At 49.9% G+C, this 13649-nt stretch carries 10 protein-coding genes; 2 read left to right on the forward strand and 8 right to left on the reverse strand.

Translation table 11 applies throughout. The features are described 5' to 3' along the window. Positions 1-3 precede the first annotated feature (3 nt). Together F7231_RS24430 and uvrC are read left to right on the forward strand one after the other, a co-directional pair. Positions 4-2355 (forward strand): transglycosylase domain-containing protein, encoded by a 2352-nt coding sequence (locus tag F7231_RS24430; RefSeq protein ID WP_085413158.1) that lies wholly within the window; start codon positions 4-6, stop codon positions 2353-2355. A 96-nt stretch (positions 2356-2451) separates the two neighbouring features. Continuing rightward, positions 2452-4266, forward strand: a complete 1815-nt coding sequence (gene uvrC / locus F7231_RS24435) for an excinuclease ABC subunit UvrC (protein WP_166693880.1) — start codon at positions 2452-2454, stop codon at positions 4264-4266. 147 nt (positions 4267-4413) lie between these two features. Here uvrC and porN read toward each other — a convergent pair whose 3' ends face one another. The 8 genes from porN to sucD form a co-directional block, all read right to left on the reverse strand. Next, positions 4414-5484, reverse strand: a complete 1071-nt coding sequence (gene porN, locus F7231_RS24440) for a type IX secretion system ring subunit PorN/GldN (RefSeq protein ID WP_166693881.1) — start codon at positions 5482-5484, stop codon at positions 4414-4416. Positions 5485-5543: 59 nt separating this feature from the next. Next, a complete protein-coding gene (gene porM / locus F7231_RS24445) occupies positions 5544-7139 on the reverse strand; it encodes a type IX secretion system motor protein PorM/GldM (protein ID WP_166693882.1) in 1596 nt (531 codons plus the stop codon). A 131-nt stretch (positions 7140-7270) separates the two neighbouring features. Next, entirely contained in the window at positions 7271-8092 is an 822-nt protein-coding gene (gene porL, locus F7231_RS24450; RefSeq protein WP_085413154.1) for a type IX secretion system motor protein PorL/GldL, read from the reverse strand. A gap of 45 nt (positions 8093-8137) precedes the next feature. Beyond that, complete coding sequence (gene porK, locus F7231_RS24455; RefSeq protein WP_229370313.1) at positions 8138-9289, reverse strand: T9SS ring complex lipoprotein PorK/GldK; 1152 nt, start codon at positions 9287-9289, stop codon at positions 8138-8140. Between the two features lie 226 nt (positions 9290-9515). Continuing rightward, the gene (locus F7231_RS24460) at positions 9516-10478 is read right to left on the reverse strand and encodes a PorP/SprF family type IX secretion system membrane protein (RefSeq protein WP_085413152.1); all 963 of its coding nucleotides are present in this window, start codon (positions 10476-10478) and stop codon (positions 9516-9518) included. A 134-nt stretch (positions 10479-10612) separates the two neighbouring features. After that, complete coding sequence (locus tag F7231_RS24465) at positions 10613-11398, reverse strand: uroporphyrinogen-III synthase (RefSeq protein WP_085413151.1); 786 nt, start codon at positions 11396-11398, stop codon at positions 10613-10615. A gap of 73 nt (positions 11399-11471) precedes the next feature. Beyond that, positions 11472-12593, reverse strand: coding sequence for a DUF4271 domain-containing protein (locus F7231_RS24470; protein ID WP_310589387.1), 1122 nt, complete (start codon positions 12591-12593; stop codon positions 11472-11474). Between the two features lie 147 nt (positions 12594-12740). Beyond that, positions 12741-13616: a succinate--CoA ligase subunit alpha gene (gene sucD, locus F7231_RS24475; protein WP_085413149.1), complete on the reverse strand. Its 876-nt coding sequence runs from the start codon at positions 13614-13616 to the stop codon at positions 12741-12743. Positions 13617-13649 lie beyond the last annotated feature (33 nt).

Below are 13649 nucleotides of genomic sequence, written 5' to 3' on the forward strand. Positions count from 1 at the left end.
CCCATGATTGAATTTGCTTCCGGGAAGTACCGCACCACCATCTCCCGACTTTGGACGTATACACTACTTTTTCTGACCGCCATTATTCTCTATGTGCTGGCTGTCTCGGTTAACTTTCTCTGGCTTTTCGGTGGTATGCCGGACCTGAAAGCCCTGGAGAACCCGAAGAGTCAGGAAGCGTCGACAATTTATTTCAGCGACGGTGTTCAGATGGGTAAATTCTATCTGGAGAATCGGACACCCATTGATATTACGCAGGTTTCGCCCAATGTCATCTCGGCGTTGTTGGCTACTGAAGATGCCCGCTTCATGAAGCATTCGGGTATTGATGCCCGGTCAATTGCCCGAGCCATTACGGGTATTCTTACGTTTCAGAACACTGCCAGCACCGGTGGTGGTAGCACGCTGACGCAACAGACGGCCAAGAACCTCTTTAATACGCGTGAAGAGAAGTACGAGGGTATTCTGGGTAACCTTCCGGTGATACGGCTCATTATTGCCAAAACAAAAGAATGGATTCTGGCTGCGCGGCTGGAGCGGAACTACACCAAACAGGAGATCATCATGATGTACCTGAACACGGTATCGTTCGGCAATAATACGTATGGTATAAAAACGGCGGCCAAAACGTATTTCAACCGCGAACCCTGGCAGCTGTCGGTTGAAGAAAGCGCCACGTTGGTAGGCATGCTGAAAAATCCGTCGCTGTTCGATCCGCGCGTGTTTGAAGATCGGGCCCGCGAGCGGCGCAATGTGGTGCTGAGCCAGATGAAGAAGTACAAATTCCTGACTACGGAGCAATACGTCACGTATAAGATCAAGCCCCTAAAACTCGATTTTAACATCGAGAACCAGAATACAAATAAGGCTCCGTACTACTGCGCTTCGATCAGAGAGTACCTCAAAAACTGGATCAAACAGTATAATCAGGAAAACGGTAAAGAATTGAACCTGTATACCAGCGGTCTCAAGATCTATTCAACCCTCGACTCTCGCATGCAGGCAGCCGCTGAAGCTGCCGTTATGGCGAACATGCGGGATCAGCAGGGTAAGTTTTACCAACAGTGGCGCGGTCGTAATCCATGGGTGTTTAAAAACGCACGCGGCGACTGGCAGGAGATGCCCAACTTCATTGAAAACGCTGTCAAAAAGACCAGCCGCTACCGCCTGTTAAAAGAGGTCTACGGCGACGATACGAAGACGATCTGGCGCGAATTAAATAAGCCCGTTAAAATGAAGGTGTTTACCTATGCAAACCGGCGGATGGAAAAAGACACCATCATGAGTACGCTTGATTCGCTACGTTATTACAAACGGCTCTTGCACACCGGTTTCGTATCAATGGACCCCACGACCGGGTACGTTCGGGCCTGGGTTGGCGGTATCAATTTTAAGCATATGAAATTTGACCATGTAGCCCAGGGAAAACGTCAACCGGGCTCCACATTTAAGCCATTTGTTTACCTGACAGCCCTAAATAACAACTATTTTACCACCTGTGATCGGGTAACCGATAGCCCTGTTCGGTTTGAGCCGTACGAAGACGGGAATGGCCCGCGTGCCTGGGTTCCTAAAAACTCAACAGGTCGGTATAGCGGGCGGGCGTTGTCGCTGCGCGAGGCCATTGGCGCATCGGTGAACAGTGTTTCGGCACGCCTGATCAAAAAATCAGGTTCTGCTGCGGTCAAGAAAACGGCCGCTGACCTGGGTATCGATACTACCGGCTTTATGGAGAACCCAACGCTCTGCCTCGGTACCGCTGATGTGTCGGTGATGGATATGGTTGCGGCCTACTGCACGTTTGCCAACAGCGGCCACCGGGTTGAGCCAATCACGATCTACCGGATTACGGACAAGAATGATAACATCTTGCACAACTTCACGCTGAATGCCGTGCAGGTAATCAGCGCCCAGAAAGCTTATGACATGCTATACCTGATGCGCGGAGCCACCGAAGACCCAGGCGGCACAGCGGCACGACTAGCTGGCCAGTATAAGCTGCTGGAAAACGGAAATCAGATTGCGGCCAAAACCGGCACCACATCGAGCTTCTCCGATGGCTGGTTTATGGGGATCACCCAGAACCTTGTCTCAGGCTTGTGGGTGGGTGGCGATGAACGTTCCATTCACTTTAAAGACATTGCCTTTGGCCAGGGCGCACGGTTAGCCATGCCCGCCTGGGCTTTGTTTATGCAGAAGGTATACGCTGATAAATCGCTCACTAAGTATAAGCCGGGACCTTTCCTGAAACCAAACGGCTACAAAGTAGACTGTGGTGGCTACTATATCGACTCGACGCAGCGCTACATTCCTCCGCAGATCGCCCCGACTGACGAGGATGAAATTCTGAATTGACGCAGGTACGTTGCTAAGTCGGTATTTTGCTTACTTGTAGCCCTTAGACAGGCTCAAAATGGGCAACCTTTAGCTGGGTACGTTCGTTATTTTATCATGCCAGAATTCGATTATAAAAAGGAGTTGGCCAGAGTGCCTCATGAGCCCGGCGTGTATCGCTATTTCGATGCTACGGGGGAGGTTATTTATGTTGGCAAAGCCAAAGACCTGAAAAACCGCGTCAGCAGCTATTTCGTCAAATCGAACCAGCATGACCGCAAAACACAGCGGCTGGTTAGTCAGATCAGGAAAATCGAGTTTACGATCGTCCACACCGAATTTGATGCGCTGCTCCTCGAGAACCAGTTAATCAAACGATACCAGCCGCGCTACAACATCCTCCTGCGCGATGACAAGACGTACCCATTCATCTGCGTAACCAATGAGCACTTTCCCCGTGTGGTCACCACGCGGCGGATAGAGCGCGGTCAGGGAACGTATTACGGGCCGTTTGCCAATTTAAAGCCCATGTACACAGTGCTGGAGATGTTTAGCCAACTCTTTACGCTACGTACCTGCAATTATAACCTGGCTCCTGAAAACATCGAAGCGGGCAAGTTTAAAGTATGCCTGGAGTATCATATTGGCAACTGCAAAGGTCCCTGTGAAGGGAAACAGGCCGAAGCTGATTACAACGCCGATATTGAGCAGATTCACGCCATTCTGAAAGGGCAACTCAAACCCGCCCAGGATTATTTTCGGGGCCGGATGGTCGAAGCGGCTGGCACGATGGCGTTTGAACAGGCACAGCAGTACAAAGACAAGCTCGATGTACTCCAACGGTTCCAGAGTAAATCGACGGTAGTGAACCCGAAGATTGCCGACGCTGATGTGTTCACCATTGCCTCTGATGACGTCTCTGCCTACGTTAATTTTATGAAGGTGGTAAACGGTACCATCATTCAGACGCATACGGTTGAGATCAAAAAGAAACTGGAAGAAAGCGACGCTGACCTCCTGACGATGATGATCGTTGAGTTTCGGGATCAGTATGGTAGTAAGGCGAAAGAAATCATTTCCAACATTCCGCTCGATACGGACCTAAAGGCGGAGGTGACCGTTCCACAGATTGGCGACAAGCGCAAGCTGATGGATATGTCGCTGAAAAACGTACTCTATTTCCGCCGCGAACGACAGGAACGTCAGGCCGCGGAAGCAACGGCCAGTTCGAGTAAGAAAGACCGTGTGTTGATCAAGCTAAAGCAGGATCTGCAGTTAAAAGCACTCCCGAACCGCATCGAGTGTTTTGATAACTCAAACATCCAGGGTACTAACCCAGTGTCGGCCATGGTGTGCTTTATTGACGGGAAGCCTGCTAACAAAGAATACCGGCACTACAGTATTAAGACTGTTATTGGCCCCAATGACTTTGCCAGCATGCACGAAGTAGTGACTCGTCGGTACAGCCGCATGCTGGAGGAGAATGGCCCTTTACCCGATCTGATCATCATTGACGGTGGTAAAGGACAACTCAGTGCCGCCTGCGATGCCTTAAAAGCGTTGAACCTCTACGGAAAAATCCCAATTATCGGCATTGCAAAACGACTGGAAGAGATCTATTTCCCCGAAGATACCTTACCGCTGTACCTCGATAAACGCTCGGAATCGTTAAAACTGATTCAGCGTTGCCGCGACGAAGCCCACCGATTTGGTATTACGCATCACCGTGATAAGCGTAGTCGGAACAGCCTGATCAGTGAATTGGAAGGCATCGAGGGGATTGGCCAAAAAACCGCCGGCAAGTTACTATCGCATTTCAAGGGCGTTAAGAAGATTAAAGAAGCAGATGTAGCCGCGATTGCTGAATTGATTGGCGACGACAAGGCCCAGAAGGTTAAAGCCTACTTCAACGCGCAGGAACAGGAAGTGTAACTGGGTACGTAGTTGGCAGCTTCGCTCGCAGTAAACTCGAAGCTGAAAGAAAACAAAAGAGGGCCTGTGCTGATCAGCACAGGCCCTCTTTTAGTAACTCTTAGGTACACCGTATCTTGAAGATGTGGCGTAACTGCATCGATATGCTTAGTATTCCCAAAGACCGTGCTCGATTTCCATCAGGTCATATTCAGCCTGATACGATTTCAACAGACCTTCTTTATCGCCGTAAATACCAACTAGCTCTTTGTCTTCTGGGTTAGCTACTTTCGTGATCCGACCGTAGAACAGACGCAGGTCAAACGCATCGGCCAAGTTCTTGTGCTGGGCCTGGTTTTGTGTATTATACCAAACAAACTTCTTAGGGTCTGACCGGAATAACTTGTCCAGATCTTTGTACTTGAACGTCGCAATGGGTAATTCGAAGCCAGCCGCGTTTTTATCAGCAGGCAGCAACATCTTCACCGTTTGGATATCATAGTAAAGGCGTGACCGCTTTTTGTCGAAAATCCAGTCTTCCATTACTTCCAACACGCTCAACTCTTTAGCGAAGTATTCATCACCTGTCAATGCAGGAGCTGTCTGTGCAACAGCAACAGTATCTTTCACAACTGGAGCAATCGGTTGCGTCGTCTTAGCGCCCTTCTTCCCCTTGGTGTTTTTAGCGGTCGTTTTCTTCGGAGCAGGAGCACCCCAGCCATCATCAGCAGGTTTAGCTGTAGCCTTCGGTGCAGGTGTTCCCCAGCCATCATCAACTGGCTTTTTAGTCGCTGTTTTGGGGGCATCCTGCTTTTTAGGAGTATCCCAGCCGTCGCTTTTCGTATCATTTGGCTTACCAAAGCCAGCTTCAATCTCTTCCTTTGACAAGCCCCCCTCCTGGTTAGGAATCAGCAACCGCTCGTGGAACTTCTCAGGTGAAATCTTCTTCACACATGAGTCATTCTCATACGCGTCGAGCAGGCCAGCTTTCACGGCATCGATCAGGTATTTTGTGATCTCATTGCCTTTGGCAAACATGCTGCGATTTTGCGTTTCCTTCAGGTCGATACGACGCCAAAGGGTTTTCTTCATCATAATGTCACTGTCGTCGATAGGACGAACCGACATCGAGTTGGCTTTGCTATTGTCACGCTCCTGCGCCATAGCCGAGCCGCCCATTAGCGCCAGCGTTGCCGTAGCAGTAAGAGCAATCGTCCGTATCATTGTCACTTGCTTCATAGCCTGTGTTCTTTACCTGTCTATGCACTAAAAACGGCCCGAAAGCCGCTTTAGTATAGTTAATATAAGGAGATTTGTTGCAGCAGGTTACCCATCGGAACGTCGCTGGTTTCACCACGGAAGTTGCGCCGCTGAACGCCCTCTACTTGGATTGTAAGACGATCACCAGGCTCCATTTCAGCAGCCATCTCACCTAATGAGCCTCCACCCGGACCAAGTGATAAAGGTCCTTTAACGCGGCGGGTGCCACGAACAAGGTTGATAGTTACCCCAGTTACCCGGAAATTGGCGTCGTTCGGTGCGAAAGCTGCAAAGCTTGGGTCAGCCACTGCACGAACGCTAATGCTACGAGCTGAACCTACTGGCACACCACGTGGATCCGTTGCTGGTCGTCCACCAACAAGGTATTCGATAGACGGACGTGGTACCCGGTTGACCCGGAAACGCTCTGTACCAAGCAGGTTACCAGCATTACTGATATTAAGTGCAACAGATTGCGAATTAGGCACGACCGTAATCTTACCTTTCTCGCCTGATTGCAGTACAGCTGCACCATCAGCCGAGAAATTCGGATTCCACAGGGCTCCCAGTTGTGGGCTCTGAATGCTCAGCTTATTCTCGCAACCTAGGTAAAGCGGAGGCATCGTACCCGTCTCTACCTGATACGATGGCTTTGCCACAAAGTACTCAGCCTGGAGCGGAACCGTTTTCACGGTGCCATCCGGCGCGTTGTACGAGATCGAACCAGATAGCACCCGACGAGCCAGACCATTCTTGTCATAAGCGCCACCCTGTGCCGTGAACTCAATGATACCACGACCGTTGTCCATCCGAACCGGACCGCCGCTGAGGCTCATCCGGGGCTGAATGCCCGATGACGAAGCCGCCAGGAACATCTCGCCTTTGAATTTCGTACCGGCCACAACCACTTTTGAGTCCATGCTCAACATGGCCATGATCTTGTCGAACTTCACGTCCTGCGCACCTACTTTCGAGGCTAGGTAATCCAGCGTTTCGCCTTCAATCCGGCGCACATCGGCCTGCTTCTGGCTCAGTACAGCCAATGCAGCTGGTACAGGCGTTTGCGCAAAGTTCAGTGTAGCGAAGTCTTTTGTCCGCTGCTCGTTTGAGCGTTGCGCGATTGGATCGTCTTTACCATCAAGGGCTAACGGAGCAAACTTAGCATTGCCCAATTTCGACAAGTCATCGGTATACTGGTTCAACGATGTCTGTAGTTTGTAGGCTGCTCCGTTGCGGTTGTTGCCTACCAGCAGTTGAGCTACTTTCTCTTCTTCGCTCAGGTTCTTGATGTTTCCCTGCTCATCGGTTCCGCCGCCCGCATCGGTAATCAACTCCTGCTTCAGCGCATCGATCTGGCTCATCATGTCGGCGGCTTTCTTACGCACCTGATCGGCTTGTTGCAATACGGCTACGTCGGCAGGGCGGTTACCCGTTTTACTAACTGCAGCCCGAATTTTCTCTATTGTCTCTTGATTGACCCGATTGGCTGACCCCGTTGATTGCTCTAACGAGTTGTTCAGCAGGACGAATTTCTCCAGGATGGCCGAGGTTACCTGCAACGCAAGTAATGCGGTCAATACCAGATACATCATCCCGATCATTTTCTGACGGGGTGTCTCTTTTCCACCTGCCATTAGTTGGTAGTGATTAAATGTAGTTTGATTGGAAAGATGCTCTACCTATACCATTTGATGTTTGGCGTTTGCAATTGCATTGCCCGATAGCAGCGCAACGTCGAACACCAAACATCGAACGATAAACTGGTTTATTGGTTGCTGCCGCGCATGGCTGTCAGCATGCTGCCGTAGACGTTGTTCAGCGAAGCGAGGTTACCCGTCAGTTTCGCCAGTTCAGATTTGAACTGTTGCGTGTCTTTGCTGGCATCGGCCATGTTCTGCATAGCAGACGTCAGGTTACCGTAGAAAGCGTTCATCGCTTTCAGGTGCTTGTTGGTATCCTGGAGTTCCAATTCATACACGGCGTTCAGCGCGCCCATGTTCTTGGTTACCTTTTGGAACTGATCCCGATAATCTTTGGCATCGGTAGTGGCGTCGGCCATTGAATTCATGGCAGTGATGGCCGTACCATATGACTTGTTCATTTCGGAAATTGACCCAGAGGCTGACTTCACGTTGCGTGCATAATCATTCGTAGCAACGGTCGCATCTGTAAGATCAGTTAGCTTAGACACTGTCGTGTTCAGATTCTGAAAGCCTGACCCCAGTTTTTCGAACACGTCAGGGGTAATCTTCGCCTGTGCCAGCATCTGATCCATATTGGCGGTCAACCCATTGGCTTGTGGGGTTGCCACGGCTTTGCGGGTTTCGCCTTTGTAATCGGGGGCTAACTCAGGATACACACGCTCCCAGGCATAATCATCACCCGATGTAACGGGCTGCGTAAAGCTCTGAATCGCATACAGCGCAAAGATTACTACCTCTGTCAGCAAGCCCACTGTCAGCATAAAGCCGAACTGTTCATTGTGGGTGATTTTGGCCCAGGCTCCGAAGATTACAACGGCGGCACCGGCACTATAAACGGTAGGAACGAGACGATCCCAAAAGAAATTTACTTTTCCTGCTGCCATGAGTTGGTTTACAGATGATTATTAAAAAAGTGGAATTGAAAAGGGTTACGATTTGCTGGCGCGCATGCCTTTGTTGCTGCTGCTAGACTTTGATGCTTTCGTTGACGACGAGCGACCAGCCGAAGAACGACCACCCCGTGCCGATGCAGTACGGCCTTCAAGGTTGTCCATCACGCAACGGAATCCGATGTATGACCGACGGGCATTCTCATCTTCGTAGGTACGTGTACCTGACTCGAGGTAGTAGGCAATATCTTTCCATGAACCACCACGAACCACTTTCCGGGGCTCATCGGCGTTCTGGTTGTCGGGGTTCATATCCCAGACGATGGCGTTAGCATTTTCGGCATAAGCATCGCGGCACCATTCGGCTACGTTACCCGCCATATTGTATAGGCCATACTCGTTGGCGTTATACTGATTAGCAGGTGCCGTGTATGGATACCCGTCTGCATCGAAGTTACCGCGCTGTGGTTTGAAGTTAGCCAAGTAGCATCCTTTTCCGTTTGCTACGTATGGGTTACCCCAGGGGTATTTAGCACCCTGTTTGCCACCGCGGGCAGCCCACTCCCACTCGGCCTCTGAGGGCAGCCGGAAACGAGGCGCATTCACGAGGTTCTCTTTAGTGCGATAGTCGTTGTACAAATTAGTACGCCACTGGCAGAAATGCTGAGCAGCTTTCCAGTTTACACCAACAACTGGGTACGTATCAAACGCCGGGTGGCTATAATAGTACTCGAGCATTGGGTCACCGTTGTGGTAAGTAAAGTCGTTTTTCCAGACAGTTGTATCGGGGTAATACTTGGCCATGATTTCTTCTTCACCAATTGAGGCGGCAGAGTCAGCCAGCATGGCATTTACATACTGCCGATACTCATGGTTGGTAATCTCCGTATCGTCCATGTAGAACGAACTGATGGTTACCCGACGGTTCATGTTGATTTGAGTAGCCGCGATATCTTCATCGGCCTGACCCATGATGAATGAGCCGGAAGGCACCAGAACCATTCCGTATGGTGTGGTCTGTCGGTAACCGGGCCGTGATTTAGCCACAATTTCACCGTTGTTCACACCAACGTCGCCTGATTTCCCTCCCCCAAATTTAGATTTAACAAAGCCGCAACTCTGCAAAACCAGCACTGTCGCCACAACCAATACGCCCCGGAGTGTATGTGCCGGCATTCGGTTCGATTTCATATGTATAAACTGCATAAAACTTGTGCAAGACTGACGTAAGAACGAAAATCCTCACGGTTATTGTATGTAAATATTGATTGCCAGATCGAAGCTGTTCCTGCGTAAAATGGCGGCAGAAGACCTAAACAGTCAAAAGTAAATCTGTGGCTCCAAACTGCCTCACAACAATAACGCCAATTTATCGACTTTGCCCCCTGGTTAGTCCCAAAACGTTAAAAAAGTGGGGTTAGTATCGGAATCTTGGAGTACGAATGATCGGCTTTTTATTTGTGCTGGGAGCAGGTAACGCGTAACTCAGCATAAATTCATACGAGGCTGGTCGCTTGGCTGTCACACCTGTGGTAATCAGATCGCCGGAAAGGCCTAAACGCAGTGCATTTCCAGCCAGCAGATTGATGCCTATCATACCTGTTATCGCGTCACCAGTTCGGTAGCCTACCCCGCCAAAATATTGGTTGTTTACCGTGGCTAACAGGTTTAGATCGAGCGATGAGGCTTGCGGGCCCGCTTCTGTACTGTATTTATAGAGAAGAGACGGCTGAACGTCTACGGCATAGCTTAGGCCAAGCCGGTACCCCGCCGACAGGTATGCCGTTCGCGACATCGGGTTGATCCCATTGACGGTACCAAGCTTGTAGCTGGCAGCATTCAGGTGAAACAGGCTCACGCCTACCCAATAATCAATTGTATTGTAATGAATACCTGCGCTAACATCTGGCTGGAGTTGTGATACCTTACCCGTTCCAATCAAGGGATCGCCCGGATCTCTTACAATCACGTCGCTGTAGTCGATTGATTTGTTGTACACCCCGCCCTGGACGCCAAATGCCAACGTACCTGATTTTAGTGGCAATCTATAGGCGTAGGCTACCTGTACTGACTGGTTACTTTGCGGACCAATGGCATCATTGAACGCATAGATGCCCACGCCGCTGTTGAGGCGGGTCAGAGGCAGGTTAGCCGTCAGTAATTGTGTGGTCGGCGCTCCACCTGCACCTGCAGATGTCTGGTAACCAGCCCACTGGGTTCTGTAGATAAGTTGAATTCGCGTAAGTCCTTCAGAACCAGCCGCAGCCGGATTGTAGAATGTGGGCGCGAAGGGGAAAAAGCTAAACTGAGGGTCTTGCTGTCCGAACGCCGTAAGCGCGAGCAGCCAGCCACCAATAGATACGTAGAGTTTGCGAAGCATAGACGAAGAAAATACGAGCAGTCATTACCTTGGTCAATTACCTGATTAACGCCCGTAAACACAAAATATTGACCGAAAAAAAGGTCGATACCAGCTTTTTATGCTGATATCGACCTCTCTCTAACGTCTAAGGCTTAACTATTGTTAGCTTTCCGAATGTATAGGTCCAGCGCACCTGTCATCGACGGAGCGTTTGGCAGTGGAGCTTCGATATCTAAAGTCAGGCCGGCTTCCGTGATGGCTTTGGCAGTAGTAGGCCCAAAGGCGGCTAAACGGATACCATTTTGTTTGAAATCAGGGAAGTTCGACATCAAGGACGCAACCCCCGATGGGCTGAAGAAGGCAATCAGGTCGAAATGGCTGACATCCAGATCAGACAGATCAGTAGCAACCGTTTCGTACATCACAGCCTCCGACAGATGTAATCCTCCGGTATCCATGAAGTCGGGAATATCGTTGCTCCGAATATTTGAGCAAGGGAACAGAAATTTCTCTGTCTTGTGCTTCCGGATCAGGTCAAAAAGCTCCCGAGCGGTTTTCGTACCCGAAAAGATCTTCCGCTTTCTGATCACGATATACTTCTGCAGGTAATTGGCTGTTTGCTCTGAGATACAGAAGTACTTCATGTCGGCAGGTACGTCGATGCGCGCCTCCAGACAGATACGGAAGAAATGGTCGATCGCATTCCGGCTTGTGAAGATGATAGCCGTATGTTCCAGTATGTTGATCTTCTGCTTACGAAACTCCTTGAAGGAAACACCCTGAATCTGAATGAACGGCCGGAAGTCAATGGTGATATTGTACTTTTCGGCCAGATCGAAGTAGGGAGATTTATCGTCGGCGGGTTTGGATTGGGTCACTAACACATGGCTGACTTTCGTCTGACGTTCCTCGGTGGGCTGTGTGTTGGTATGGCTCATTGAATCTACCTCTATGTTACGCATTCCGGCGGCTACGCGGTGTGGTTATGCAGTCAGGAAAAGTGCCTACTTGTCATACGGCAAACCGAATACCGACCACAAGCGGGATTAATTCCACAATGCAAAGGTAGGAAAATAAATAGAGATTCTTGACCGGCATTAGTTGGACAAAGGTTACGTACAGCCAGGCTAGCCTCACTAAATAGAAGCCAACGAAGGGAATCAGTATATAGCTCACGGAGGTATCGGTTGCCGACATATACGGGTACACGACACTGACCAATAGAACGAGCAATACACTAAAAATCAGGGATGACTGTAAGACCTTAAAATAGTGCAAGTTAACCAACGCTTCATACTTGTATAAACTACCAACGGCAGCAATCAATAAGTATTTACCTATAAGCAGCAAAAAGACAATCAAGCTGATTACGGCATAACTGGCTACTAGCCATAAGAATGTTTGGTATTGAGCCAGCACGCCATTCAATCCGAATAAAGGGACGTTTAGGTGCTGAATATACACGAACAAAAATGTGAGCAATAAACTCAGATTCAGCGTAAACGCCAGCGAGATGCGGCTTAGCGGCCGATTAACGATGAACGAATCATCGGGAGCTTCTAACCGCAGCAGATTAATCGGATTGTAAAATAGCTGGAATGCACGCCTGAAAAAGGTATACAAAAAGGCATGGCTGGCCAGCAGGAAAAGTAGACAGACACTAAAGAAATTACCGTATGGTGATTTATTTCTGGGCCTAACGCTCAACAAATCGTCATTTAGCCGAATGGTCTGACTTGCCGCCGCCCGGGGGTAGCCAACTACCAGTTGCCAGTTACTGAGTGCCGACGGACCATAGAGCGTAACAAACAGCTGGGGTTTTCGGTACAACTGGTACAGGCTGTCGATATCCAGTACTAGCCACTTACCAGCCGGGCACTTGCGACGCAACGCAGCATCGATAAAGAGAAAGCCATCCTTTTCACTCTGAATCAACAACTTATAGTGCCGATTACTCTCAATGTCCACGGAGGCGCTAAGTGCATTTTCGGTGTTGTGCTGCTCAGCAATGAAGGGAACGTAGGTTTTGAAAGCCTCGTCGTAGATTAAAAACTCCTGCTGAAAATCGTGCACCGGGAAATAGGCCTGCGCGGGGCCAATACCTTCTTGTCGGCCTTGCGCATTGACTGGCACAGACAGGAAAACAAAAAGAACGAAGAGGTGAAACAGGGAATGGCTGGCTATGCGGACACCTAAACAAATTAGTGTTTTTGTCCGTAAGCCGCTCATTCGCTCTTTCACTCCTTCGTTCTTGCTCTATTTTCTACGATTCGCCGGTAATTACAGGCCCAGCGCTTTCAGCATGGTTTCGCCAATCAAAGCCGGCGACTCAACCACGTGAATGCCACACTCACGCATAATGGCCATTTTGGCAGCAGCTGTATCATCAGCTCCACCAACGATGGCACCAGCGTGGCCCATCCGACGGCCTTTGGGCGCTGTCTGGCCAGCAATGAAACCAACAACAGGCTTACGATTACCATCGGCCTTGATCCAGCGAGCGGCTTCGGCTTCCATGCCACCACCAATCTCGCCAATCATAACGATTGCTTCCGTTTCGGGGTCGTTCATCAGCAGTTCAACGGCTTCTTTAGTGGTTGTGCCAATAATTGGGTCACCACCAATACCGATTGCCGTTGTCTGGCCGAGGCCTGCTTTAGTCAACTGATCTACGGCTTCATAAGTCAACGTACCTGATTTCGATACGATACCCACCTTGCCTTTCTGGAAAATGAACGCAGGCATGATACCTACCTTGCATTCACCAGCGGTCATTACGCCAGGGCAGTTGGGACCGATCAGGCGGGTTTCCTTGCCTTTTAGGTACGCCTTAACGGCAACCATATCTTCAGTAGGAATGCCTTCCGTGATGCAGATGATCACTTTAATGCCTGCGTCAGCAGCTTCCATGATAGCGTCGGCAGCAAAAGCTGGCGGCACAAAAATGATCGATGTATCGGCTCCAGCTGTTGAAACGGCTTCCAGTACGGTGTTGAAAACGGGCTTGTCAAGGTGAGTTTGTCCCCCCTTTCCAGGCGTTACACCACCGACAACGTTTGTGCCGTAGTCAATCATTTGCTGGGCGTGAAAACTCCCTTCAGAGCCTGTGAAGCCCTGCACTATCACTTTCGAGTGCTTGTTTACTAATACGCTCATGCTGTTCGTGGATCGTAGGCGGTGCCTCGCGAG

This window comes from Fibrivirga algicola (assembly GCF_011742925.1).
GTDB lineage: Bacteria > Bacteroidota > Bacteroidia > Cytophagales > Spirosomataceae > Fibrella > Fibrella algicola.

Coding starts and splice junctions, on each gene's coding strand:
- porN (WP_166693881.1), bottom strand. CDS start 5,484: ATGAAGCAAGTGACAATGATACGGACGATTGCTCTTACTGCTACGGCA.
- porM (WP_166693882.1), bottom strand. CDS start 7,139: ATGGCAGGTGGAAAAGAGACACCCCGTCAGAAAATGATCGGGATGATG.
- uvrC (WP_166693880.1), top strand. CDS start 2,452: ATGCCAGAATTCGATTATAAAAAGGAGTTGGCCAGAGTGCCTCATGAG.
- porK (WP_229370313.1), bottom strand. CDS start 9,289: ATGAAATCGAACCGAATGCCGGCACATACACTCCGGGGCGTATTGGTT.
- F7231_RS24430 (WP_085413158.1), top strand. CDS start 4: ATGATTGAATTTGCTTCCGGGAAGTACCGCACCACCATCTCCCGACTT.
- sucD (WP_085413149.1), bottom strand. CDS start 13,616: ATGAGCGTATTAGTAAACAAGCACTCGAAAGTGATAGTGCAGGGCTTC.
- F7231_RS24460 (WP_085413152.1), bottom strand. CDS start 10,478: ATGCTTCGCAAACTCTACGTATCTATTGGTGGCTGGCTGCTCGCGCTT.
- porL (WP_085413154.1), bottom strand. CDS start 8,092: ATGGCAGCAGGAAAAGTAAATTTCTTTTGGGATCGTCTCGTTCCTACC.
- F7231_RS24465 (WP_085413151.1), bottom strand. CDS start 11,398: ATGAGCCATACCAACACACAGCCCACCGAGGAACGTCAGACGAAAGTC.